22 protein-coding genes are annotated in these 24,910 nt (G+C 35.8%); 4 read left to right on the forward strand and 18 right to left on the reverse strand.

Translation table 11 applies throughout. From position 1 onward, the window contains the following. Nucleotides 1-46: 46 nt before the first annotated feature. From menA to AC3WV0_RS04245, 3 genes are all read right to left on the reverse strand, one after another. Nucleotides 47-976 (reverse strand): 1,4-dihydroxy-2-naphthoate octaprenyltransferase, encoded by a 930-nt coding sequence (gene menA, locus AC3WV0_RS04235; RefSeq protein ID WP_488844272.1) that lies wholly within the window; start codon nt 974-976, stop codon nt 47-49. Nucleotides 977-1,048: 72 nt separating this feature from the next. Beyond that, on the reverse strand, nt 1,049-1,885 hold the full coding sequence (locus tag AC3WV0_RS04240) for a 1,4-dihydroxy-2-naphthoyl-CoA synthase (protein WP_002979196.1): 837 nt from the start codon (nt 1,883-1,885) through the stop codon (nt 1,049-1,051). Between the two features lie 222 nt (nt 1,886-2,107). Further along, nucleotides 2,108-3,256 carry a pseudouridine synthase gene (locus tag AC3WV0_RS04245; RefSeq protein WP_488844274.1) on the reverse strand — a complete coding sequence of 383 codons (1,149 nt, stop codon included), beginning with the start codon at nt 3,254-3,256 and terminating at the stop codon, nt 2,108-2,110. 102 nt (nt 3,257-3,358) lie between these two features. Here AC3WV0_RS04245 and aroB point away from each other — a divergent pair, with 102 nt between their 5' ends. Further along, on the forward strand, nt 3,359-4,411 hold the full coding sequence (aroB, locus tag AC3WV0_RS04250) for a 3-dehydroquinate synthase (protein ID WP_488844276.1): 1,053 nt from the start codon (nt 3,359-3,361) through the stop codon (nt 4,409-4,411). A 265-nt stretch (nt 4,412-4,676) separates the two neighbouring features. Beyond that, nucleotides 4,677-5,321 (forward strand): porin family protein, encoded by a 645-nt coding sequence (locus AC3WV0_RS04255; protein WP_090000818.1) that lies wholly within the window; start codon nt 4,677-4,679, stop codon nt 5,319-5,321. Between the two features lie 83 nt (nt 5,322-5,404). On the opposite strand, the gene purF is transcribed toward AC3WV0_RS04255, so the two are convergent. The 5 genes from purF to AC3WV0_RS04280 all read right to left on the reverse strand — a co-directional run bounded on the left by purF (nt 5,405) and on the right by AC3WV0_RS04280 (nt 11,029). Beyond that, complete coding sequence (gene purF / locus AC3WV0_RS04260) at nt 5,405-6,904, reverse strand: amidophosphoribosyltransferase (RefSeq protein ID WP_090000817.1); 1,500 nt, start codon at nt 6,902-6,904, stop codon at nt 5,405-5,407. Nucleotides 6,905-7,024: 120 nt separating this feature from the next. Continuing rightward, complete coding sequence (gene purC / locus AC3WV0_RS04265) at nt 7,025-7,744, reverse strand: phosphoribosylaminoimidazolesuccinocarboxamide synthase (RefSeq protein WP_042722941.1); 720 nt, start codon at nt 7,742-7,744, stop codon at nt 7,025-7,027. Nucleotides 7,745-7,772: 28 nt separating this feature from the next. Then, the gene (locus AC3WV0_RS04270) at nt 7,773-8,468 is read right to left on the reverse strand and encodes a DUF3307 domain-containing protein (protein WP_488844279.1); all 696 of its coding nucleotides are present in this window, start codon (nt 8,466-8,468) and stop codon (nt 7,773-7,775) included. Between the two features lie 2 nt (nt 8,469-8,470). Next, complete coding sequence (locus AC3WV0_RS04275) at nt 8,471-9,076, reverse strand: SatD family protein (protein ID WP_090000815.1); 606 nt, start codon at nt 9,074-9,076, stop codon at nt 8,471-8,473. A 540-nt stretch (nt 9,077-9,616) separates the two neighbouring features. Continuing rightward, on the reverse strand, nt 9,617-11,029 hold the full coding sequence (locus tag AC3WV0_RS04280; RefSeq protein ID WP_488844281.1) for an APC family permease: 1,413 nt from the start codon (nt 11,027-11,029) through the stop codon (nt 9,617-9,619). A gap of 1,345 nt (nt 11,030-12,374) precedes the next feature. Here AC3WV0_RS04280 and AC3WV0_RS04285 point away from each other — a divergent pair. Then, entirely contained in the window at nt 12,375-12,884 is a 510-nt protein-coding gene (locus tag AC3WV0_RS04285) for a DUF4920 domain-containing protein (protein WP_488844283.1), read from the forward strand. Nucleotides 12,885-12,975: 91 nt separating this feature from the next. On the opposite strand, the gene AC3WV0_RS04290 is transcribed toward AC3WV0_RS04285, so the two are convergent. Next, nucleotides 12,976-14,085, reverse strand: a complete 1,110-nt coding sequence (locus AC3WV0_RS04290) for a M14 family zinc carboxypeptidase (RefSeq protein WP_488844285.1) — start codon at nt 14,083-14,085, stop codon at nt 12,976-12,978. An 829-nt stretch (nt 14,086-14,914) separates the two neighbouring features. Between AC3WV0_RS04290 and AC3WV0_RS04295 the strand changes: the two genes are divergently transcribed. After that, nucleotides 14,915-15,463, forward strand: coding sequence for a helix-turn-helix transcriptional regulator (locus AC3WV0_RS04295; RefSeq protein ID WP_488844286.1), 549 nt, complete (start codon nt 14,915-14,917; stop codon nt 15,461-15,463). Between the two features lie 77 nt (nt 15,464-15,540). Here AC3WV0_RS04295 and AC3WV0_RS04300 read toward each other — a convergent pair whose 3' ends face one another. The 9 genes from AC3WV0_RS04300 to AC3WV0_RS04340 form a co-directional block, all read right to left on the reverse strand. Next, nucleotides 15,541-16,713: a proline dehydrogenase family protein gene (locus AC3WV0_RS04300; protein WP_488844288.1), complete on the reverse strand. Its 1,173-nt coding sequence runs from the start codon at nt 16,711-16,713 to the stop codon at nt 15,541-15,543. A gap of 64 nt (nt 16,714-16,777) precedes the next feature. Further along, nucleotides 16,778-17,707, reverse strand: coding sequence for a UbiA family prenyltransferase (locus tag AC3WV0_RS04305; RefSeq protein ID WP_488844289.1), 930 nt, complete (start codon nt 17,705-17,707; stop codon nt 16,778-16,780). Nucleotides 17,708-17,717: 10 nt separating this feature from the next. Next, on the reverse strand, nt 17,718-18,644 hold the full coding sequence (locus tag AC3WV0_RS04310; RefSeq protein WP_488844291.1) for a mevalonate kinase family protein: 927 nt from the start codon (nt 18,642-18,644) through the stop codon (nt 17,718-17,720). 257 nt (nt 18,645-18,901) lie between these two features. Then, entirely contained in the window at nt 18,902-20,437 is a 1,536-nt protein-coding gene (locus tag AC3WV0_RS04315; protein ID WP_312901151.1) for an MFS transporter, read from the reverse strand. A 172-nt stretch (nt 20,438-20,609) separates the two neighbouring features. Continuing rightward, on the reverse strand, nt 20,610-21,791 hold the full coding sequence (locus AC3WV0_RS04320) for an acetyl-CoA C-acyltransferase (RefSeq protein WP_488844293.1): 1,182 nt from the start codon (nt 21,789-21,791) through the stop codon (nt 20,610-20,612). A 115-nt stretch (nt 21,792-21,906) separates the two neighbouring features. After that, nucleotides 21,907-22,290, reverse strand: coding sequence for a hypothetical protein (locus AC3WV0_RS04325; protein ID WP_488844295.1), 384 nt, complete (start codon nt 22,288-22,290; stop codon nt 21,907-21,909). 148 nt (nt 22,291-22,438) lie between these two features. After that, entirely contained in the window at nt 22,439-23,533 is a 1,095-nt protein-coding gene (locus AC3WV0_RS04330; protein ID WP_488844297.1) for a hypothetical protein, read from the reverse strand. Between the two features lie 76 nt (nt 23,534-23,609). Then, nucleotides 23,610-24,314: a hypothetical protein gene (locus AC3WV0_RS04335; RefSeq protein WP_488844298.1), complete on the reverse strand. Its 705-nt coding sequence runs from the start codon at nt 24,312-24,314 to the stop codon at nt 23,610-23,612. Then, entirely contained in the window at nt 24,292-24,837 is a 546-nt protein-coding gene (locus tag AC3WV0_RS04340; RefSeq protein ID WP_488844300.1) for an RNA polymerase sigma factor, read from the reverse strand. Before AC3WV0_RS04340 ends, AC3WV0_RS04335 begins: the two co-directional genes overlap by 23 nt. Nucleotides 24,838-24,910 lie beyond the last annotated feature (73 nt).

A 24,910-nucleotide genomic window follows, 5' to 3' on the forward strand; every position in this document is an offset into this window, starting at 1 on the left:
GACGCTTCGACAAGCTCTACATGACACCAATACTTGCTACTTTATCCTAATGAAAAAAGTTAAGTCCTAAAGCAGTAAGAACCGCCATCATAAAAGTCATGATTCCCACTTGTTTTAAGAATGGATCAAGTTCTCTGGGATTTTTTACGGTCATTATTTTTCTTCTGATCTTCATCAAGGGAAACATCAGAATCATAACGATGAACACATAATAATTCTGAGTCTGGAAAAAGCCATTTACTCCCAAAAACAGTAGAATTAAAATTAACGGAAGATTTAACAAAATCATTTCATAAATCATCGCATTTTTAAATCCGATTCTTAAGGCAAAACTGTTTTTTCCGGATAATTTATCACTTTCAATATCCCTCATGTTGTTCAGGTTTAAAACCGCCATACTCATCATTCCGATCGCCGTCCCCGGCAATAAAATATCCCAGCTGAAAGATTTCGTAAACAAGAAATAACTTCCGCATACAGAAACCAATCCGAAGAAAATAAACACGAAAACATCTCCCAGTCCCATATACCCGTACGGTTTTTTACCAACCGTATATCCGATGGCTGCTAAAATACTTGCAACACCAAGACCTATAAAAATGTAAAATTCATTCATATAGTCAGGGATAAAGGCAACATATAAAAGCGCAACGGTGGCTACAAAAGATAATATTGAAAAAATAATTACCGCATTTTTCATCTGTTTAGCCGTAATCTTTCCTGAAGCGACAGCTCTGGATTCTGCTTCCGTTACTCTCTTAGCATCTGTTCCTTTTACCCCGTCCCCGTAATCATTGGCATAATTTGATAAAATCTGGTACAACAAAGTCACCAAAAGTGCCAATGCAAAAATTCTCCAGTCCCATGTTCCGCCTTCGCCATATAATCTCCATTTGGCAATGAAAGCGCCCATGATAATTCCACTTAAAGAAAGCGGTAGTGTTCTAAGCCTTGCAGCTTTTATCCAATCAGTCATAGTTTATAGTAATGAGTAATTGGTAATAAGTAATGCCGTTATTGCTGATTACTTATTACCAATTGCCTATGTTTAAGATATCCATTGATCTTCACCGAAATTCGGTTTTCTTTTTTCAAGGAATGCATTTCTTCCTTCCTTAGCTTCTTCCGTCATATAAGCTAGGCGTGTTGCTTCCCCTGCGAAAACCTGCTGCCCAACCATTCCGTCGTCGGTAAGATTCATTGCAAATTTCAGCATTCTGATCGACGTTGGTGATTTAGCTAAAATTTCCTGCGCCCATTCGTAAGCCGTATCTTCCAGCTCAGCGTGAGGAACAACTTTATTTACCATTCCCATTTCGAAAGCCTCCTGAGCGGAATAATTTCTCCCTAAAAAGAAAATTTCGCGAGCTTTTTTCTGTCCTACCATTTTTGCTAAATAGGCAGAACCGTAACCGCCGTCGAAGCTTGTTACGTCAGCATCAGTTTGTTTGAAAATAGCATGTTCTTCGCTCGCTAATGTTAAATCACAAACTACATGAAGAGAGTGTCCTCCGCCAACAGCCCATCCCGGAACTACCGCAATCACAACTTTCGGCATAAAACGGATCAGTCGCTGAACTTCCAGAATATTCAATCGGTGTCTGCCATCTTCACCCACGTATCCCTGATGTCCTCTTGCTTTTTGATCACCTCCACTGCAGAAAGCCCAGCCACCATCTTTCGGACTTGGTCCTTCTCCCGAAAGAAGTACAACACCTATCGAAGGATCTTCGTAGGCATCATAAAAAGCATCGTACAATTCTGAAGTAGTTTTAGGTCTGAAAGCGTTACGAACTTCCGGTCTGTTGAAAGCGATTCTTGCGACACCATTACATTTTTTATAGGTAATATCTTCGTATTCTTTGGCGGTTTTCCACTCGATCATTGTTGTAAAAATTTTTCCCAAAGATACGGAATTGCACAGAATTTTAACATTGATTTCTAATGATAATGCCTGGAAAAATTTAGTTTTAATAATAAAAATTAAGCAAATTCAATTTTATGATTAAACATCAAACAAAATTAAAACGAAATTATTTAAAACTTAATTTTTAGCCATAAAAAAAGACGCTTATCCAGCGCCTTGATTATTTGTAAATGCTTATCATTAAAGCATTTTAAGATTGTTGACTTCCTGTTCTGTAAGAATCCTCCAATGTCCTCTTTTGATATTTTTCTTCGTAAGTCCTGCAAACATCACCCTGTCAAGCGCTTCCACTTCATATCCTAATCTCTGGAAAATTCTTCTGATCACACGGTTCCAGCCAATATGGATTTCTATTCCGACTTCATTTTTAGGTTTTCCTTCGATAAAAGAAATCTGATCTACCACTGCCACACCTTCATCCAGACGAATTCCTTCAGCAATAAGCTTCATGTCTTCGTGGGTCAGTTTTTTATCTAAAGTCACGTGATAAATCTTTTTTGCATCAAAAGACGGATGGGTAAGCTTTTTCGTCATATGACCGTCATTCGTTAAAAGGATAACTCCTGTTGTAGAACGATCTAGTCTTCCTACCGGAAATAAACGGTAAGGTGAAGCATTTGCTACAAGATCCATTACTGTTTTTCTCGCTTTATCGTCTTTGGTGGTAGAAATATAACCTTTTGGTTTATTCAGAAGAACATACACCGGTTTTTCAGGAGTAATATTTTGTCCGTCAAATACCACTTTATCGGTTTTCTGAACCTGATATCCCATTTCGGTTACCACTTTTCCGTTTACCTCAACAAGTCCCTGTGTGATCAGCTCATCGGCTTCTCTTCGGCTGCATATTCCGGAATTGGCGATGTATTTATTCAGACGGATCGTGTCTTTGTGTACATCCTTTTCAATTTTGCTCAGTCTTCTTTTCTGTACGAAAGATTTGTTTTTATCTTCGCGGTTTTCGGTCCCGGGTCTTTTTCCGTATTTCAGGCTGCCTCTTTCGTATTTATTTCTGGTATCGAAATTGTTGGGTCTGCTTCCTCCTCTTTTCGGTGCAGATTTCCCGAAAGTTTTTTTGCCTTCCCCCGCACTGGTTATAAAAGGTTCCTGTTCAGTTTTACCATATTTCTTATCCATTCGAGCCTGGTAACTGGTGTCACCGCTTCTTCTCGATTCCGAATTTCTCTCTCCTGCTTTTGGAAATGATTTTTTAAAAGGTTTTGATTCTGAAGAATTTCCAGATCTGGAAGCACGAGAATTATCAGAATTTTTCTTGGTTGAAATTCTTGGTCTCTTTGGTCGTTCTGAATTATTATTATCTCTGCTCATTCTAAAAATTTCTGCAAAGATAGTATATTTAATAACGAGTTAAAAATTAAGAATCATAACTTTGCATATCGTCTTACGATTAACACAACAGAAAATCTGAAAATGATAACAATATTAAACGACAATTTTTCGCAGCTAAACGATTTCTTACATACCAAATCCTTCAGCAAAATCTTTATTCTGGTTGATGAAAACACCCATGAATACTGTCTTCCGATACTTCTGGGAAACCTTGAAACGGATCTCGAATTTGAAATTCTTGAGATTGAACCGGGCGAAGAAATGAAAAATATCCAGACGGCCAACCAGCTTTGGGAGATTCTTACAGAAATGCAGGCAGACCGTAAAGCGTTAGTAATCAATCTTGGAGGTGGCGTAATTACTGATATGGGAGGTTTTGTGGCTTCTACCTATAAAAGAGGGGTACAGTTTATCAATATCCCTACTACTCTTTTATCGATGTGTGATGCTTCCATCGGCGGGAAAACCGGAATTGATCTGATGCATTATAAGAATATGGTAGGAACATTTACTTTCCCGGAACAGATCTTTGTATATCCGAAATTCCTGGAGACACTTCCTTATAAAGAACTGAGAAGCGGCTTTGCTGAAATGTTGAAGCATGGATTAATTGCAGATGAAAAACATTGGGAAAACCTTATTCATATTTCTAAACTTGATTTTGAGGCGGTCATTCCTCATATTTCTACATCCATGGAAATCAAACAGGATATTGTTCAGCAGGATTTTCAGGAGAAAAACATCCGCAAAACTTTAAATTTCGGACATACGATCGGGCATGCGATCGAAAGTTTGTGCCTGCACCAGGGAAATCCAATTCTTCACGGGGAAGCTGTCGCTATGGGAATGATTACGGAAACCTATCTTTCTTATTCGGAAGGGCTGATTTCTGAAGAAAACTGCACTACCATTATTGAAAACATTCAGAAATATTATCCTTATCTGGATATCAGTGATTTTAAAGATGAAGATATTTTTGAGCTGCTCATCAATGATAAAAAGAATACAGACAGTAAGATCAATTTTTCATTGATTTCAGGAATTGGTTCATGTACGTATGATTACCAATGCAGCAGAAAAAAAATCGCTTTATCGATAGAATATTATAGAAAATTAAATGATGCTCAACTCTAATTTTAATTAAAAATTTACTTTAAAATTCACTTTTTTGACAAAATTGTCAATTTAGATTATTTCTAAACGCTTGTTCAAATTATTCCATAAATATTTAATTATCAGATAAATAAAAAATTAAGTATTCTATAAAGAAGGGCTTTTTATACTGACTTTTATCATGCTTTATTTTTTTGGCAAGCAATTTGAAAGATACTCCCCGTCAAATAAGTTTGACAGTAGTAAAATTTAAAATTAGAAAAAGTAAATTATTAAAATTAAAGTTATGAAAAAGTTAATCTTAGGAATCGCTCTTACAGCTGGTTCATTAGCATTTGCTCAGACTACAACAACCACTTCTACCTCATCTGCTTCACCTGTAGCATTTGGTATTAAAGCAGGTATGAACGTATCTTCCCTAACAAATGAAAGCGGATTAGATGATCAGGGATCTAAAATTGGTTTTAACGCAGGTGTATTTGCAAACATTCCGGTAGCTACTTCTTTCAGTGTTCAGCCGGAGGTTTTATACTCTCAATATGGAGATAAATATGACCAAACTATCGCAGGAACACGTTATTCTAGCGCAAGACATTTAGATTATATTACTGTTCCGGTAATGTTACAATATAACATCATTCCAAATCTTTATGTAGAGGCAGGTCCTGAATTCGGTTTCATGGTTAATGCAAAGAATAAATTAAAGAATGAAACAGATAACAATACAATTAATGAATCTGGAGACTACAAAGACAGCTTAAACAAATTTAACTTTGGTATCGGTCTTGGTGCAGGATATTACTTTACAGATAATATCGGTATTACAGCTAGATACGTTGCAGGTCTTACTGATATTGCTAAAGACAGACCAAGTAACTCTGACGCTATCAGAAACAACCTTTTCCAGGTTGGTTTAGCATTTAAATTCTAGGAATTAAACAATTTTGATTTCAATACGAAAAAGGTCAGGTTTTATAATGAAACCTGACCTTTTGACTTATTTAAAAGTTATTATTAATTAAATAACTCAATCTCTTCTCCTTTTCCTACAGGATATTGTTCTGTGAAACATCCGAAACAGTGATTGGCAGAGCCTAAAATCTCTTTTAAGTTTTCAACACTTAAAAACTCTAATGAATCTACACCCAAATAATCTCTGAGTTCTGCTGTCGTCATATTGGCAGAAATAAGATCGTCTTTGGAAGGCGTATCAATTCCAAGATAACAAGGCGCAATGATTGGTGGAGAAACACTTCTGAAATGTATTTCTTTAACACCGGCATCCTTTAAGATCTTAACCAGTCTCTTGGAAGTAGTACCACGAACAATAGAATCATCGATGATAACAACTCTTTTGTCCTTAATCTCTGAAATAATAGGATTCAGCTTAAGATTTACTACTCTTTCTCTCATTTCCTGAGTAGGAACAATAAAGCTTCTTCCGATATACCGGTTCTTAATCAAAACAGGACGGAAAGGTATCCCCGAAGCCTTGGCAAAACCAATTGCAGCAGGAACTCCTGAGTCCGGAACTCCAATAACTACATCTGCTTCTACCGGAGCCTGATGCCAGATCTTCTCACCTGATTTTTCTCTGATTTCGTAGACATTGATATTTTCAAGCGAAGAATCGGGTCTTGCAAAGTAAATATATTCGAATGAACAGATTCTTTGCTTTCCTTTTTCTTCATCAGCCATGTATGAATGAAGTTTTCCCGGCTCATTTTCGTTGGTATAAACGATTTCCCCCGGCAAGATATCACGAACATACTGAGCGCCTACAGCATCCAACGCCACAGACTCCGATGCAACAACATAAGATTTTTCATCTATTGCTCCCAACACAAGAGGTCTGATCCCGTTGAAATCTCTGAAAGCAAAGAATTTATTTCTCGTCATTCCTACAACCGAATACGCTCCCTTGATCTTCTCCATGGTCATCTTGATAGCGCCACGAAGACCCAAATCAAGATTTTTCTGGATGAGTCTTAAGATCACCTCAGAATCGGATGTTGCCCTGAATACTACTCCTTCCGCTTCCAGTTCTGCCTTCAGCTCTTTTGCATTGGTGAGGTTACCGTTGTGCGCTATCGAAAGAATAATCTGATCATATTCATTCTTCGCAAAGAAAGGCTGGAAGTTATATTTCTTCTTATCTCCTGCAGTCGTGTAGCGGGTATGCCCGATGGCAGAATTTCCCATAAAAGTTTCAGGATCCGGGATCTCTTTATAAACATCCAAAACGAGACCCTCATCTTTCATATTGGTAATTTTTCCGTTTTTCAAAACAGAAATACCACATGCTTCCTGGCCTCTGTGCTGTAATGCAAAAAGCCCGAACTGTGAAAGTGAAAACGTATCAAGATCATTATCAGAATACATTCCGAAGATACCGCACTCCTCATTCGGGGCGTCCAGTCTTTCTTCTTCCTGCGTTCTGAAAAGATTTCTTCCGTAGGTCTGTGTTTCAAATTGTTTTAAATATTCACTTTTATGAATGTCTAAACTTTTCATTTCTATTTTTTCTAAATTTTGATGATGGAAGCTGGGAGCTTGAAGTCTGAAGTTTACAACTAAACTCCTTTTTTTGCCGATAAACTTCCAGCATCGAACTTCTGGCTTCTAGCCTAATAATTATTTACCTAAAGCTTGTTTCAATCTGTTGTAGATCTCCACATACGCTTCAGTAACTTCGCCAAGATCTCTTCTGAATCTGTCTTTGTCCAGCTTCTTCATCGTATCTTTGTCCCAAAGTCTGCAAGTGTCTGGAGAGATCTCATCTGCTAAGATGATTTCGCCGTCTGAAGTTTTTCCTAATTCTATTTTAAAATCAACCAAGATGATATTCATTTTGTCGAAAAGATCAATCAGGATTTCGTTGATGTCTGAAGTCAGCTCATACATTTCATCAAGCTCTTCATATGTAGCCGCACCTAAGAAAACTGCGTGGTGATCGTTGATAAGCGGATCTCCCAACTCATCTTTCTTATAGCAGATATCGAAGATAGTAACCGGAGATTTGATTCCTTCTTCTACTCCTAATCTCTGAGCCATACTCCCGGCAGAATAGTTTCTTACCACCATTTCCAAAGGAATGATTGATACTTTTCTTACCAGCTGCTCTCTTTCGTTCAATTGTTTAATGAAATGAGTTTTGATCCCTTTTTCATTTAAATATTCAAAAATAAGAGTCGTGATCGCGTTGTTCATTTCTCCTTTAAGATCTACAGATCCTCTTTTCTGAGCATTAAATGCAGTAGCATCGTCTTTGAAACGCACGATTACCTGATCAGGATTGTCGGTTGCAAATACTTGTTTTGCCTTACCTTCGTACAACATTTCTTTCTTTTCCATTTCTAAATTGTCTTTATTAGATTTATATTTATTTGATTACTATTCCTGTTAAAACTGCCATTCCGAAGCTGAGAAGCGTACCGATGAGTACATATTCCGTGAGCTTTCTTTGCTTGGCCTGTGCAAGATCGCTGAATCTGAACACCGATTTTGCGGCAACCATAAAACCTACTCCTTCCCAATGTCCTACCATAATAAAAGTAAATACAAGAAGACGTTCCAGAATTCCTATATATTTTCCAGCATTTGATAAAGAGTCGGTTTGGATATTACCAACTGTTTCCGGAGCGGGTGTCCATGATGACAGCAATATCCTTATGATTAAAGAAGCAGGCGTCGTTAAAAACAAAGCTGCTCCTACTATTTTTAATATATTAATATCTTTCAGAAAATTAAAGTTGAACTCATTATAATAAAAAGAGATTCCTGTAATAACCAATACATGCAAAGCCTGATCAACAAAAAACCAGCTTTTCTTATTCTGAATGGTTTGAAAACTCAATTTTGCGGCATCAATAATAAAATGGGACACACCTACTAAAACGGCTACCCACCAAAGCTGAATATCCCAAAGAAAGATGAGACTTAGAACGGTATGGATCAGTACGTGAATGTACAGATACACGCTTTTCAGTTTTTTGCTTTCTTTGTCTGCAACCCATGAATCTGGCTGAAGAATAAAATCTCCAAGTAAATGTGCCAATATGAGTTTAATAAAAATCATGCTTAGAGTTCTGAAATTTTCTTTTTGAAGTACTGATTGGTTTCCACTATTAATTCGTAGTTGGCACGCTTCAGTCTCTGGCTTACCGAGGACTGTGAGATCGCAAACTTTTTCGCAAGGTCTTCCTGCGTGATTTCCTTATTCATAATCATTTCGTGAATGATCTCTGCCGTCGCCATCGTCCAGTTGTCAAAATCTTTAGATGACCATTTCAGTAAAATGTTAAGATCCCGGTCTACAGAATCATTTGAGGTTTTTACAGATACCGTATGGCCGTCATTTTTAAGATCGTTGAGAAGTCTTCCGGAATGAACATACGCCGTTCCGTTGGATTCCGTGATCTTATCGGAAGAGAAATTTTCTTCACCGATACCGATGCCCATTCTTACATCCAGATTTTCCTGGCTTTTGATTAATGATTTTATGGCTAAGAAACGCCAGAATACTTCGTCGATATTGCATTTAAACTGAAACTCATCTCCTCTGTAGATTTCCCATGTATGGGGAGCACTTCCCCAGTTTTCGAGAAGATTTTTAAGTTTGGTGATCCAAACTTCCGTATCCGCTTGTTGTGAATTTATAATATCTCCGGTAATGACCGCTATCATTCTGCAAATATAAGCATAATTACTTATAAACAAAAAATATAAGGCGATGGACTTATAGATAATAAGTATTGGTAAATCTGCTTATATCAATTTTATTTGCTATCAATATTTTATGTCTGCTATTCATAGTACCCACCAATACCCTAGCCTTGATTGCAGCGGCATCCTTTTGGGTTGCGGCCGGAGCCAAGCGGAGGCCGTAACCCAAAAGATACAGCGGAAAGCAAGATTAAGCTCCTGAAAAAATAAATTCTTTACTACAGAAATTCCAGATTTACCCTTCATTTTTAAACCCCTGCTTATGATCCGTCAAACTCCTGCTTAAGAGTTTACCAACTCTTGCTTAAGAGTTGAGCAACTTGTGCTTAAGAGTTAGGCAACTCTTGCTTAGGTTTTTGTCAACTCTTGCGCAGGAGTTGAAAGACTTGTCAGTAAAATGTTGTTTTTTGAATATAAACTTTACGTATTGCCTTCTAAAACAATGGGTTAAAAAACACTTAATAAAGGATGATTTAATCCACATTTGGAATCGTGACGGGATTACGGCTGCGGATTTTTCCTGTTGATAAAATAGTACACCGGAAGCCCAAGTAGCACCAACACGAAGCCCGGCCATGTATACTGCTGCTTGTAGATGAGCAATAAAATACAGAAGACCGTTCCTATTAACAAATAGATAACAGGCGTCACAGGATACAGCCATGTTTTGTAAGGTCTTTCCAGATCAGGTTTTTTAAATCTTAAATAAATAACCCCGAAAACGGTAATCATATAGAATAAAACAATGACAAAGGAAATCATATCGAGAAGGTTTCCGTACTGCCCGCTAAGGCATAATAATGAAGCCCAGATTCCCTGCATCCAGAGTGCATTTTCCGGAACCTCATTTTTATTGTTCTTTTCGGCCTGCCTGAAGAACATTCCGTCTTTTGCCATGGTCTGAAAAACCCTTGCTCCCGCCAGAATCAGTCCGTTATTACATCCAAACGTGGAAACCATCACAAGAATAGCAATGATAACGGTTCCGGCGCTTCCAAAAATGAAATGTGAAGCGGCAACGGCTACCCTGTCATTTTCGGCGAAGGCAATGGAGTCTCTGTCGAGCGCATTCAGATATACATAATTAACGGCAATATAAAGAATCATCACGGCTGTTGTTCCGTAGATCATTGATTTCACCACATTCTTTTTCGGATTTTCGATTTCTCCCGATACAAACGTTACGCTTTCCCATGCTACGGAACTGAATACCGAGCCTACCATCGCTGCGGCAATTCCACCTAAAAGGGTCATTCCGCCGATAGGCTCCCAACCTTCTTTCAGGAAATTACCAAAAATATCTTTTTTAAGATTATTAAAAGATTCGTATCCGAAGCTGAAATTTTCAGCAAGATGAGAAATGTCTACCAGAATAAATCCTGCAGCAATAAGTCCCAACAATGCAATAATCTTTGATCCCGTAAAAACGTTCTGAAGCAATTTACCACTTTCCACTCCTCTTGTATTGATGTATGTAAGCAAGAGGATGATCGCAATGGCCAGTATCTGGATCCATGTGATTTTAAATTCACCACTTTGAAATATCGGGGCCGCATCATTTAATGCCGGAACCAGATAGGCGGTAAATTTACCGAAAGCCATAGCCACAGCAGCAATCGTTCCGGTCTGGATTACTGTAAAAAGTCCCCATCCGTACAAAAATCCCATTCTTCTGCCGAAGATTTCTTTGAGATAAGTGTATTGTCCGCCTGCTTTAGGAAATAAAGCTGAAAGCTCACCGTAGCTTATCGCTGCAGCAACTGTCATGATTCCTGTTATGACCCAGACAACAATCAGCCAAAAGCCCGATCCGAGGTTGCGCATCATATCAGCGCTTACAATGAATATTCCGCTTCCGATCATTGAACCCATTACCAGCATAATGGCATCCCAAAGTTTTAGTTTTTTCTGCATAGTGAAGTATAGGCTTCAAATATAAATAATTATAGGATTAGTTTGTTTTAAAATTATGACGGAGTTGTCTTAATTGTTTTTAATGCAACGTGCGCAAAGGTTTATTGAATAAAAAGGAGCATATTTTCCGTTAGCGAAGGCGTTCTACTCAGCAAAGGCTTTAAGTATAATATGCTGCTATCATTTGCTGAGTGAAACGCCCTTGCGAACGAATTATGCAGGATGATTATCCATTTCTTTGCGAACTTTGCGCTAAAAATTGGGGCGCGCGGATTTTTAACACAAGGAGCGCAAGGGTTATTGAATAACGATGAGGATATTTTTTGAGCGCAACGGCATTTCATTCAGCAAATGATAGGTGTAGTATGCATAACGTTTTTGCTGAGTGGAACGCCTTTGCGAACGGGTTTCTGCGGGATCATTGATTATTTTTCTTTGTGGACGTTGCGTTAAAATTATGTATTATGAGTATTTTTTTACGCTGAGTTCGCAAGTTTTTTTGAATAACGAGGGAGTATATTTTTGAGTGCTAAGGCATTCTACTCAACAAATGCTTAAGTATAATACATTGCTATCATTTGCTGAGTGCAACGCCCTTGCGAACGGAAAATATGCAGGATGATTGCCTATTTCCTTGCGCACGTTGCGTTAAAAATTATGCCTCATGAGTATTTTTACGCGAAGGACGCTGGGATTTGTTGAATAATTTTGTGACTATTTTTTGAGCGCAACGGCATTTCATTTAGCAAATGATAGCAGTGTATTATCCGTAACGCCTTTGCTGAGTGGAACGCCTTTGCGAACGGATTTCTGCGGGATCATTGATTAATTTTCTTTGTGGGTCTTGCGTTAAAAATTATGCATTATGAATATTTTTAACGCTGAGTTCCCAAGTTTTTTTGAATAACGAGGGAGCATATTTTGAGTGCTAAGGCATTCTATTCAGCAAAGGCCTTAAGTATAATATGCTGCTATCATTTGCTGAGTGAAACGCCCTTGCGAACGAATTATGCAGGATGATTATCCATTTCTTAGCGAACTTTGCGCTAAAAATTGGGACGCGCGGATTTTTAACACAAGGAGCGCAAGGGTTATTGAATAACAATGAGGATATTCTTTGAGCGCGAAGGCACTCTGTTCAGCAAATGATAGCAGTGTATTATGCGTAATGTCTTCGTTAAGTGAAACGCCTTTGCGAACGAACTATGAAGGATGATTGCCTATTCCTTGCGCGCGTTGCGTTAAAAATCAGAAATCTACCGTCCGAAAAACAACCTGCTTTTTATCAAGTTTTCAGTGATTTATCATTCAGATTTTATTAGTATTTTTGGAAAAAATATTAAAAATGAAATTCAAATCATTATTATTGGCAGTTGCAGTAAGTTTTTCCACTGTAGCTCTTGCACAGGAATCAAAAAAATTCGGTCCACCGGCTGGAAATGCTCTTGTAGGTGATACTTATGGCAGCGGAGTTGCCTCAAAGGCAGAATCGAAAGCCATCTCTGTAGATAAGCTAAGCAAAAAGCTGAAAAAAGACAATAAGAAAGTCGAAAATGTTGCCGTAAAAGGAAAGGTAACAGATGTTTGTGATAAAAAAGGATGCTGGCTGACAATTCAGACGGAAGACAATTCTCAGTTCTTTGTTAAAATGAAAGATTACGCTTTCTTCGTTCCAACTGCTTTGAAAGGTAAAAATGTAGTATTAGAAGGTACTGCAGAAAGAAAAGTAACTTCTGTAGATGAACAAAAGCATTATGCGGAAGATGCCAAAAAACCTCAGTCTGAAATTGATGCTATTACCACTCCGAAAGAAGAGATCAGATTTGTAGCCAACGGAATTAAGGTGGTTAACTAAAAACTGTTATTTAAAACACTTATAGCTTTTGATTTAAAAAAATTAAGAGCTATCAGCATAAAAACTAAAGCGGAACCGGTGCTCCGCTTTTTTAGTCTTCTATTGTAAAATTTACCTCTGTATCCAGCTTGGGATATTTGGTAGGAGAAACAAATCTTTTGCCCGTGCAGTCTATTTCCTGCCATCCTTTTCGTTTCTTAACATCTCCCACTTCCATAACAAAAGGGATAAACGAGATATCGTCTTTTCCTTCTTCTTTTATTTCAGCATATTGTACCGCAATATCCAATACACATTCATGATCGGTATTCAGCTTTACATTTCGGTAAATAATATCATAATGAGTCTCTTTATTCTCAGGAATTTCCAGATATGCTTCCCAGTTCTCTGTACTGGAATTAAGTTCGCCTATCGCTTTCAGTGCAAAATATAAAGCAATGGTGTAGTATTTCCTGGTTTCTTTTCTCGCATAATCATCAATAAAATGTCCGCCCTCGAAAAGAATCGTTGGCATTCCGGCCCTGATGAAATTATCACCCGTAGATGTAGGGTAAAATTCATCAGAATATCTCCCGATCTGGTGAGGGATTATTTCTTTAAGATGATTGTATACATTGGCAATTACAGCCATACATTTCTTTCTGTTTTCAGTAACGGTACGTTCAACGTTTTCTGAAGGTGCTAAAAATGATAATGTAGCAGGATGAATTCCATCTGTTGTAAAAATCGTTCTCTGCTCATGAAGGTTCAGAGCATAGTCATAGCTTTTCTTTAAAACAGCTTCTTTTAAAATGATGATTTCTTTGCTCGCTTCATTGTGAAAGTCTCTGTTGAGATCGATCTCGGAGGCATTTAGTCTTGTCCATTTTTCAGACCCGTCAGGGTTTAGCATAAAAATAAAATCGAGCTTTATTTTATCAAGCAGTTCGGCTTTTAGTTCAGGAGCTTTATCCAATGTAAATAACAGATCAAGCATTGCATGGGTAGCATTTGATTCGTTTCCGTGCATCTGTGACCATGCAAGTACATTAATATTCCCATTTCCTATTGAGAATTGGTAAATAGGCTTTTCCAAATATGATGTTCCAATCTCTTGAATATAATCGCTGTAATTCGTCTGTAAGTAAGAAAATAATTTTTCCGGGGAAATATAACGATATGGGAAATTAGGATTCGACTGATAAATCTGTTCAAAATTCATTGTGTAGTAATTTACAAGAGTCAAATTTAATCAATTTTTCAACAAATAATAAAATTAACATTTGTAACAATATTAAACAATGTAAATTGTCAAAATGTCTGTGGATAAAATTGTGGATTAATAATAATTTAATGTCATATATTTATATAATTAAAAATGAATAAGTTGAAAGTTTTATCTAAATATTAATTTGAATATTACTTTAATACCATAAAACAATAGTTTTTGACATTTGCTTGTAATTATGTTAAACAAGTTTAGCTGTGGAAAATTTGAAAAATAATATAATATACAAATGTGAATTGTTGATAATTTAGAAGTTTAAATTCGTTTTTTGAATAATATTTTACCCATTATTAAAAATGTAACTTCTATTTAATAAATGAAAAACTTTTTTGATTTAATATTAAATAGTATTTCTAAGGTTCCCTATTAATGGTACCTTACACACATTTCAATTTTTAAAATCAGGCCATTTCTAAGTGATTTATCAGTTTATCAGATATTTGCAACAACCCTACCCTATTTTGTCTTTTAAAAGACTGTTATTGCCTATGAATACAGGTAAAACAGTTGTAAAATATGATTAATTAATTATTAATTAGTCTACTTCATGTATTACTTGAAGCTTAAAGAGTTTTATTGAAAGATGTTGAAAGTTTGTTAAATAAAAAATCTTGCGTCATATTGTTTTTAGTATAATATTTTGAAAATAAGAGAGTTATTAATTAACATTTGTATACAAACAAAATTTAATGTCGTTTACTTTTGTATTTTTCAATTGTAAATTTTATTTTTACATTTGTAAAGTGATTATAAAGCATAGTTTATGAGTTTAAATGAAAGAATTTCCAAGGTTATCGACTATTCAGGACTTACCCCTTCTGAGTTTGCTGATGAGATTGATGTGCAGCGATCTTCTATTTCTCATGTTACCTCTGGAAGGAATAAACCATCTCTGGAATTTATCATTAAAATAAAATCACGCTTTCCGGAGATTCTCTGGGACTGGCTCGTGACAGGTGAAGGTCAAATGCTCAAATCGGATTTACCTGAGATTAAAGTAACAGAAGATAAATCGCCGGAGTTCGCAGATGAGGAAAAGTCTAAACCAACATCTCTTCCCGATCTTTTTACAATGATGAATGAAGATGATGATTTTGGAGCAGATGAAAATGAAATTATGCCGTTTAAAGAAACTCCCGGAGAATCGTATATATCGTCCCAAAGTAAAGGACAGGAGAAAATAAACGATTCTCAGCGATTAGAAAATTATAATCCTGCAAATTTAAAACAAACTTCTGAAAATCAAGGAAGTACAATAAAACGTATTGTAATTTTCTACGAAAATGGGAAATTCGAAAGTTTTGAGCCATAAAAGGTGTTCCAGAAATATAGCATATAAAAAAAACCTTGCAATCTGCAAGGTTCTATCAATATTTTTAAAACAGAAAATTATCTGCTATTTTTTCTCCTTTCAAGTTCTTTCTTAATAAGACCAAGCTCTCTTCCGGTCTGACCGGCAACAGAAGTATTTTCCTGAGCCCTTCTTGTCAGGTACGGAACAACATCTTTTACAGGTCCGTACGGAAGGTATTTTGCCACATTATATCCTTTATCTGAAAGGTAAAATGTAATATTGTCACTCATCCCGTAAAGCTGTCCGAAATAGACATGAGAATTGCCATTTTCAAGGCTTTTACTCTTCATCTTATCCATGACAAGCTCGGAAGAAATTTCATTATGCGTTCCAAAAAAAGCAGAAACCTTATCCAGATGATTCATCACAAAATCAATTCCTGAGTTATAATTTTTATCGGAAGCTTCCTTATTCGGCTGTATCGGGTCAGGATAACCTTTTTCTGCTGCTCGTGCCCTCTCTTTTTCCATATAAGCACCACGAACGATCTTATAACCAATAAAATATCCTTTCTCCCTTGCTCTCTGAAGATGTTCTTCCATATATTCCAATCTTCCGGTGCGGTACATCTGGATGGTATTCCAAACGATCGGCTTTTCCTGATTGTATTTTTCCATCATCTCTTCGCAAAGATAATCTGCAGCATCCTGCATCCAGGTTTCTTCAGCATCCACCATTACTTTTTTGTCATTTTCGTGGCATAGTTGACAAACCTCATCAAATCTTTTAATAACTCTTTGCCATTCTTCTTTCTGGCTTGAAGTCAATTCTCTATTATTGCCAACAGCTTCATAAAGATCAATTCTTCCGAAAGCAGTAGGTTTAAAAACAATAAAAGGAATCGCCGGGTTTCCAACAGAAAATTTTACGATATCTTTAATCTCTCTGCAGACAGCATCAAATGTTTTCTCATCTTCCTTACCTTCAATGGAATAATCGAAAATACTCCCGACCCCTCTTTTGAATAACTGTTTTACCACTTTCATGCTTTCTTCACGAGTTTCACCGCCGCAAAACTGCTCAAATAAAGTGTTTTTTACAATTCCGGTTACGAAAGGAAAGTTATTATGAACGGAAAAATTAAGAACGGAAGTTCCAACTTTGGTGAGTGAAGGCTGCTCGATCATCTTGAACATCCAATACGCTTTTCTTAACTGTGCATCAGATTTATCTGCAAATGCGATTTTAGTATCGTTAAAAATGGGCATTACTTATTTAAATTTAAGGTTCTGCAAAGGTAAGAATAACCTTAGTTTTTTTAAAGAAAATTCTCTATAATTTGCCTTCCAAGCCACTTAAAAGCATAGAAATAATTCCTAGAAAAACCCAGAATCTAAGAATATTAATTGTGAGGAATTTGTTCTTCCTAAAATGGTTCATAATGAGATAAATACAAAGAATAAAGACAAAAAGTCCAACAGCAAAATAATAAGCCATAAATCCTGAAATTCCTGTGCGGAGAATCAGCTTCATTGATACAATCATCGTTGTTATAAGTAACGAAACAATAATTCCGTTAACCGTTTTACTGTCAAAATAATTGGGAATGGTCGTATAACTAAATGCTTTATCTACGCTTTTTGTTAAAGTATCTTTCACGATATCAATACATAGCAATACCAGAAAAAGAAAAACCGCCATTAAAAGAACTTTCTTTGAAAATGTTTCGTAATATACCATCATTCCGAAGAAAGGGTATAAGGTAAGGCTTACAAAAGTGAGATTATTGAGAATTAAAATACGGCTCAGCTTATGACTGTAAAACCACATAAAAAATTGGTAGACAATAAAAAATACGAAAACTTTGTGTGAGATCATCCATGCTACACTCAAAGAAATTACACTCAGAACAAGGTAGGCATAAAGGAAATATTTCTGGTTAATAAAGCTTTGGATTCTTGTTCTGAAGGGCTTTACAATATGATCCTTTTCAAAATCGTAGAACTGATTGATGATTCCTCCGGCTAAAATCGTAAGTACTGTACAGAAAATGATTCCGTGAACCTTAAAATCAAAGACAAACTTTCTGAAGCTCTCATCCTGATTAAAAAGGAAAAAAGTAGACACATACAGCGCAAAAGTAAGAAGTGCAGCAACAAAAAAACGAGCTCCCAGAAGAAAGCCCACAAATTGTGATAATCTGTAAATAAAAGATTTTTTAATATATTTTTTCTCCTGGAAATTTTCTTTTTCAGAATTCATTTCCAACAGTTTAGAATCTGTAAATCACTTCTTTATTGAAGCCATCAAGCATTTTTTCTGCTTTCTCGTAATCTTTGGTAAAACCTAAAATATAACCACCGCCACCGCTTCCGCAGAGCTTTAAATAATAAGCATTAGAATCCAGTCCTTTTTTCCATACATTAAAAAGACTTTCCGGAATCATCGGACGAAAATGTTCATATGCCCAGTGTGAAAGTTTTTTTAGATTTCTGAAGAAAGGGTTCATATCTTTTTTCAAAAATGCATCAATACAAGCATTATTATAGCGTATGAATTCTTCTTTCAACGTTTTTCTGAAACCTTCAGTTTTCATTTTTTCGAAGAAAATCTGTACCATTGGTCCTGTTTCGCCAGTCATGCCGGAATCAATAAGGAAAATAGCACCTTTCCCAGCTTCACTTGCAGGAATTGCAACTTTATCAACACTTTCTTTACTTTCAATAAGAATCGGGAGATTCATATAGCAGATTAACGGATCTATTCCAGAACTTTTACCATGGAAATAGCTTTCCATTAAACCAAAAACATGTCTCAGATTTTTTAATTCGTCCTTTGAAATATTTTCCGGCTCATGTTTTGAAATAGAATATCGCTCAAAAATAGCTGCTACGAGTGCACCTGAACTGCCCACTCCATATCCCTGCGGAATATTACTGTCAAAAAATAGCCCTGAAGAAATTTCTTCTTTAAACTTTGAAACATTTAATTCAAAAGTTTCCGGAAGCTCCAGTTTTTCCAGATAGCCGGCATATTTTTGAAGGTGTTCATTAGATTTTTTTTCAAATTCGGAATCTAATGATGAAAACTTGAGGGTACCTTTATAAAAACTATAAGGTAATGTCAAACCTTGGGAATCTTCAATGATTCCATATTCTCCGAACAAAAGAATTTTCGCGTAAAATAGTGGGTTTGTCATTTAATGTAAATAAATTTTTTGCAAATGTAAAATTATTCTGTTGAATATGAGCAAAACCCGCGCCGAATTCTAAGATATTTTAACATTAAGCAAACTGTCTCTTTTAAAATATTGTAAAAAGTTGTTATTTTATGTTAAAGTTAATAAAAAAGCCTGAAATAATCATTATTTAATTATAACTAAAAACATTAAAAGCAATAAAAAGCAGTATAAAAAAAGACGCTTCCATGAGCGTCTTATTATCGTGAATATTTTGTCTAATTATTTTTCGGTGGAGTAAGCTTTAAAAATCTTATAAGAATTAAACCTACGAAGAAGAAAATTGCCATTGAAAATGCTGCAAACCTCATTCCCGAAGCAGATGGCAGTATGATATCTATTTTAGCGAAAATCTCTTTTAGGGAATCATATTTATCGATAAATAATGCAAAAACAAATGTTCCAACAATAATCGCTATTTTCTCGAGTACATCATAAAAACTGAAAAATGTAGTATTTTCCATAGAGTTTTCCGGTAAAAGCTTGGAATAGGTAGATCTCGACATAGCCTGAAGACCTCCCATCACCAAACCTACTACAGCTGCCACACCATAAAACTGATATTCTACCGTAGGATTTTCCTTATTAAGGAAATATGCCCAGATACATGCAACAATCCATAATATAACAGCAATGGAGATCACATTTTTATTCCCTATTTTCCTTGATAATCTGGAAAAAATTACCGCCCCGATAATCGCTTCAATCTGAATTACCAATAAAGTTCCGATTAATTTATCCTGAGGAAGGTTGATTTCGCTTTTACCAAATAAAGTAGCCATCAGGAAGATCGTCTGCATTCCTACACTGTAAAAGAAAAAACTTGACAAGAAAAACTTCAGGTTTCTGTGTTTAAAAAGTTCTTTTCCTACTTTAAAAAGTTCATTAAAACTTTCTTTACCAATATCTTTATAGAAACAAAGATTGTCCTTTAAAACCTCAAAAAAACCACCCTGCTCTTCGTGTTTTTTAAATATGTTTTTATAATTTAACAATACCAGATCTTTTGGAAGCTTTTCCTTCACGTCTCCAAACTGGGGTAAATGCTTGAAAGTATATTGTGAAAAACCAAACCACCAAGCTCCTGTTAATAAGAAACTTACTCTGGTAAACAATAACTGTTTTTCAGGATTTCCTTTGGCTACCACCTGAATTAACACCAGACAAATAATAACCAAAACGACAGAACCAATATATCCGTAAACATAGCCTTTCGCGGAAAGTGCATCCTGCTTATCCCGGGTAGCAATATCCGGAAGGAATGAATTATAAAATACAAGACTTCCCCAGAACCCAACACTTGCCGTAATGCTGAAAAGTAAACCCAGAAAGACATTGTGCATTCCTGTAAACATTGCTAATCCCATACATGAAGTTGCCCCCAGATAACAGAAAAACTGTAAGAATGATTTCTTATTCCCGATCGTATCTGCTAATGAAGACAGAAATGGTGATAATAAAACAACGATAAAGAAAGAGATTGTGAGCGAATACCCATAGACAGCATCAGGCTGATATTCTTTTCCGAAAATCGTGATCATGTGCCTCACAGGGACATCAATATAGGATTTTGTTTCCTGTACATATTCTTTCTTTTCATACGCAGTGGTAAGAATAGAATAATATATTGGGAAAATAGTAGAAGTAATCACTAAAGAATACACCGAATTGGCCCAATCGTACACCGCCCAGGCTTTCATGATCTTCGGGTTATTTTTTATATTTTGAGTTTGCAGATTCTCAATTTCAGACATTTCAAATAATATTAGTAGCACAAAAATAGGAAAACGAATGAATATTCAGAGATTTTATTTCGCTTGGGAGAAATTTTATTGTTTTGTTAAAATTGGAATTGAGGTCCTGATCAATTAAACAAAAATCCAGAAGCATAACTTCTGGATTTAAAAAATATTTTAATGCTAAATTTTATTGCATATTCTCTATAACGATTGCCGAAGCACCACCACCACCGTTACAGATCGCAGCAGCTCCATACTTACCGTTATTTTGTTTTAATACATTGATCAATGTAACGATAATTCTTGAACCTGAACTTCCAAGCGGGTGTCCAATAGCTACTGCTCCACCATTTACATTCACTTTAGAAGCATCCAATCCTAAAATCTTATTATTAGCCAGACCAACAACAGAAAACGCTTCATTGAATTCAAAGAAATCGATATCCGTAAGTGACAAGCCTGCTTTTTTAAGAGCTATAGGGAGTGCTTTTGAAGGCGCTGTGGTAAAATCTTCAGGAGCCTGGGCAGCATCGGCATAAGAAACGATTCTTGCCAGCGGCTTAAGACCTAATTCTTCCATTTTTTCTTTAGAAACAAGAATTAATGCAGATGCTCCGTCATTAAGCGTAGACGCATTTGCTGCGGTTACTGTTCCTTCTTCCTTTTTGAAAACAGTAGGAAGCGTTGGAATTCTGTCGAAATTTACTGCTTTAAATTCTTCATCTTCAGCAAAAACAATCGGTTCTCCTTTTCTCTGAGGAATTTCTACCGGTACAACCTCATCAGCAAACTTTCCTTCACTCCAAGCCTTGGCAGCTCTTTTATAAGACTCAATTGCGAAATTGTCCTGCTCTTCTCTGGAAATACTGTAATCAGTAGCACATTTCTCAGCGCAAACACCCATGTGTACTTTGTTGTAAACGTCTGTAAGGCCATCTAAGACCATTCCGTCCTGCATTTTTACATCGCCCAGTTTTGTTGCATTTCTGGCATTATAATAGTGAGGAACGGAAGACATATTTTCCATACCTCCGGCCACGATTACATCGGCATCGCCTGCTTTTATGGCCTGTGCAGCCATCGTAACGGCCTTCATTCCTGAAGCACAAACTTTATTCACGGTTGTAGAAGGTGTTTCATTTGAAAGTCCCGCTCCCAATGCTACCTGACGTGCAGGAGCCTGTCCTTCGCCGGCCTGCAAAACATTTCCCATATAGATTTCCTGAACCTGCTTCGGATCAAGACTGATTTTGTCTAATGCCCCTTTTACGGCAACAGCGCCCAGCTTCGTAGCCGGTACAGCTGCTAAACTTCCTAAAAAACTTCCCATCGGAGTTCTTACTGCGGAAACGATGAATACTTCTTTCATTTTTATAATTCTATTTTTTTTATAATTCTATTTTTAATTTAAATATACCTTTCAGATTATTAATTTCACAAAATATTTATGTGTTTCTATTAATCTTTATTATTTCAAGAATCGATTACTTTTTTCTTATTGGAGCAAGAAGAATGATAAAAGCTCCCAGGAACTCTACAATCCAGCCCCATCTTAATTTTACTATGCCCGCAAGCTTATCCTGCCATGATTTAAAAGGCATAAAACTGAAATATTCAGAAGCCTGAAGCTTTATTGCAAATAAGGTAAAGACAAATAAAATAACCAGCAAAACGCCGAAAATCTTTGCCGTTTTTATACTGTTATTTACTACCCCAAAAAGAGATCCGGCGGCAAGAATCCAGCATGCAATGGCAAGAAAATGATCAAGTTTCCAGTAGTTCCAATTTCCAATTATGGGAACATGAACCAGCGGCAGAAAACTTCCTGCAACCACCAATAGTACACCTAATAACTGAATATTTTTCATAATTCTTAAAATGCCAAAATACAAAAAAAAACACACTTATAATCAGTGTGTTTAAAAAGTAAATTTTATTCAGCTATCATTCATGAATGATAAAACAATTAATAAAAATTTAATTATTATGTAATATAAAATGAAAATCATTATATAATTAAAAACTTGCATTTAATAACTCTATTCCGATCTGAAGTCCATATTTGCTTCTGAGATTTGCATTATTGTTAAATGTTGGCGTAAAATCTTTTTGAATAAACACATTAAATCCTGCATATCCTATTCCTAATTTTCCTCCAAAAATAATGTCATTCACTCCATGATTGATAGACTCTCTTTCAACGATCCTTTTACTGTAATCGTTAGAATATCTGTTATAAATGTTGCTGGCGATTCTTACACCGCCGTAAACACCAGCGACAATAGAAAACTGGCTTACTCTGTTGTTTAAGTATTTTGTACCGTTATGTTCAATATATTTGGGGTTAAGAACAAATTTAAAATCGACAGGAACAAAAAGATAATGATTGTTAATATAAGTATCTTTCAGATTTCCTTTTGTAAATTCTTTGGTATCCAGCGTCAGATTTTCCTGGGTAAACGTTTTTCCGTATTTAGCCTTCGACTGATCCCAACGGTAGCCAAGTCCTAACCGGTAAAAAAAAGGGCTTGTAAAGCTTCCGAGCTGACCTTCATATCTCACCATATATATTCCGGAATTGAATACTGTATTTTTAAATTCCGAATTATTATTTAAAAATGCAAAAGGTTTATTTTTAGTGGTGTAGCTGGTTCCCACCAATGCTACCACGTATTGCCACGTACGAAGATAGTCCGATGGTTTATTTTTATCTCCATCCATACGTATTGATACACCGCCCAGACCGAAAACAATCTGATTTTTATCTTTATGCAGTGAATCCAAAGGCTTTAAAACGGCGTCTTTCACAGCCTGTCTGGTAAATTCCTCAAATTCGGTTTTATGAGCATCTATTTTTTCATTGATTGTCTCTTCATATTTTGAGGCAATATCTGCTCTCAACTTTTGTTTTTCATCGCTGGTAATTTTGTTTTGCTTAAAATCATGATCAACACCATCGAGCTCCTTATTCATTTTTATTTTTTCAGAAACTACGATGCTGTCAATCATTTTTGAATAATTCTTCATGGAAGCATTCATATTCGGAGTTTCTTGTGCAAATGAATATGAAAAGGCCATGAAAGCACTCATTAGGGCAATTTTAGTTTTCATGTATATTAATTTTTAGACAATATTTTAGTACTGATCATCTTTTGAACAATCTTTTTAATTAAAAAATAATATTTGTTTATTTGGAATCTACATAGACGGTTACTCCGAGTACGGTTACATTCTCAACATTGGGCCGCGGTTTATCGAAATTAAAAATTCCAATTTTTATATCTTTTTTATAAGGATTTTCCGTTGACTTATCAAATTCTCTTCCTAAAAGGAGCTCATTTGAGTTGATATAAGTAGGCTTCGTCTTTTTAACTTCAGCAATTACCGGGACACCGCTTTCAATTTTCGGAGGTTTTATATTAATTTTTTCATCTGGAGTTATTTCTACGTTTTGTGTCCTAATGTCCGAAAGTTTTGCAATGGTTATTTTGCTTTCATTTTTAGAAACCGGAACCGGTTCAGAAGGTTTTTTCTGGGGTTCAGTGGCAATTTTTATAGTATGATCTTCAACAGGATTGGTTTGTGATATGCCTTTGGGGTTTTGAAATTCAGGATTTATTGGATTAACTTTTGGGTTTAAAACTTTCTTAACAGCGTAGTCGGTGTTTTTGTAACTGAACTCATTTTTCCGCGAATTGAAATATAATATACTGCCCAAAGAAATAAAAAACAATATAACCGCTGCATATTTCCACCAATGAAAAGGCTTTTCTGTGGCTTTTGCAGATTCTTCTCCTAACTTAATTTCCAGTCTGCTCCACAAATCGGAAGAAGGCATTCTTTCAAGCTCTTCGTAGTCTGATTTTAATTTATTTAATGTATTGTTTTTCATCCTTTTTTTTCTTTAAAAAATCAGTGATCCATTTTTTGGATTTGCTTAGCTGGCTTTTGCTTGTACCTTCAGAAATATTCAGTATTTCTGCAATTTCATGATGCTTTTTTTCCTCAAAAACATAAAGATTGAAAATGATTCTGTAACCATCGGGCATTTTGGAAAAAATTTCGTTGAGATCCACAGTTTCCATATCTTCATCCCAATGGTCCTCCGGGTATTCAAGGTTCTGTATTTCTATATCGGAGTAAAGAATATTTTTATTTTTCCTGATCAGATTTATGGAATTATTAACAACAATTTTCCTCAGCCAGTACGGAAAACTTTTCCACTCTCTGCATTCATCAATTTTTGAAAAACAGGTAAAAAAAGAATTCATTACAATATCTTCGGAATCATGAATATTATTCATATAAGAGTTTGCAATGGCCAGCATTTTCGCCGAAAACATTTCGTAAAGTGCTTTCTGCCCTTTTCGATCCTGCTTTTTTGCCAGTTTAAAATTCTCTTCTAAATGCTTCATGTATCTGTTTCTATCTATAAGACGGAACTTTGATTAAATAGTTGCCTCAAAAAATAAAAAATTGCACTTTTTT

Source organism: Chryseobacterium sp. 27AL, from assembly GCF_057815395.1.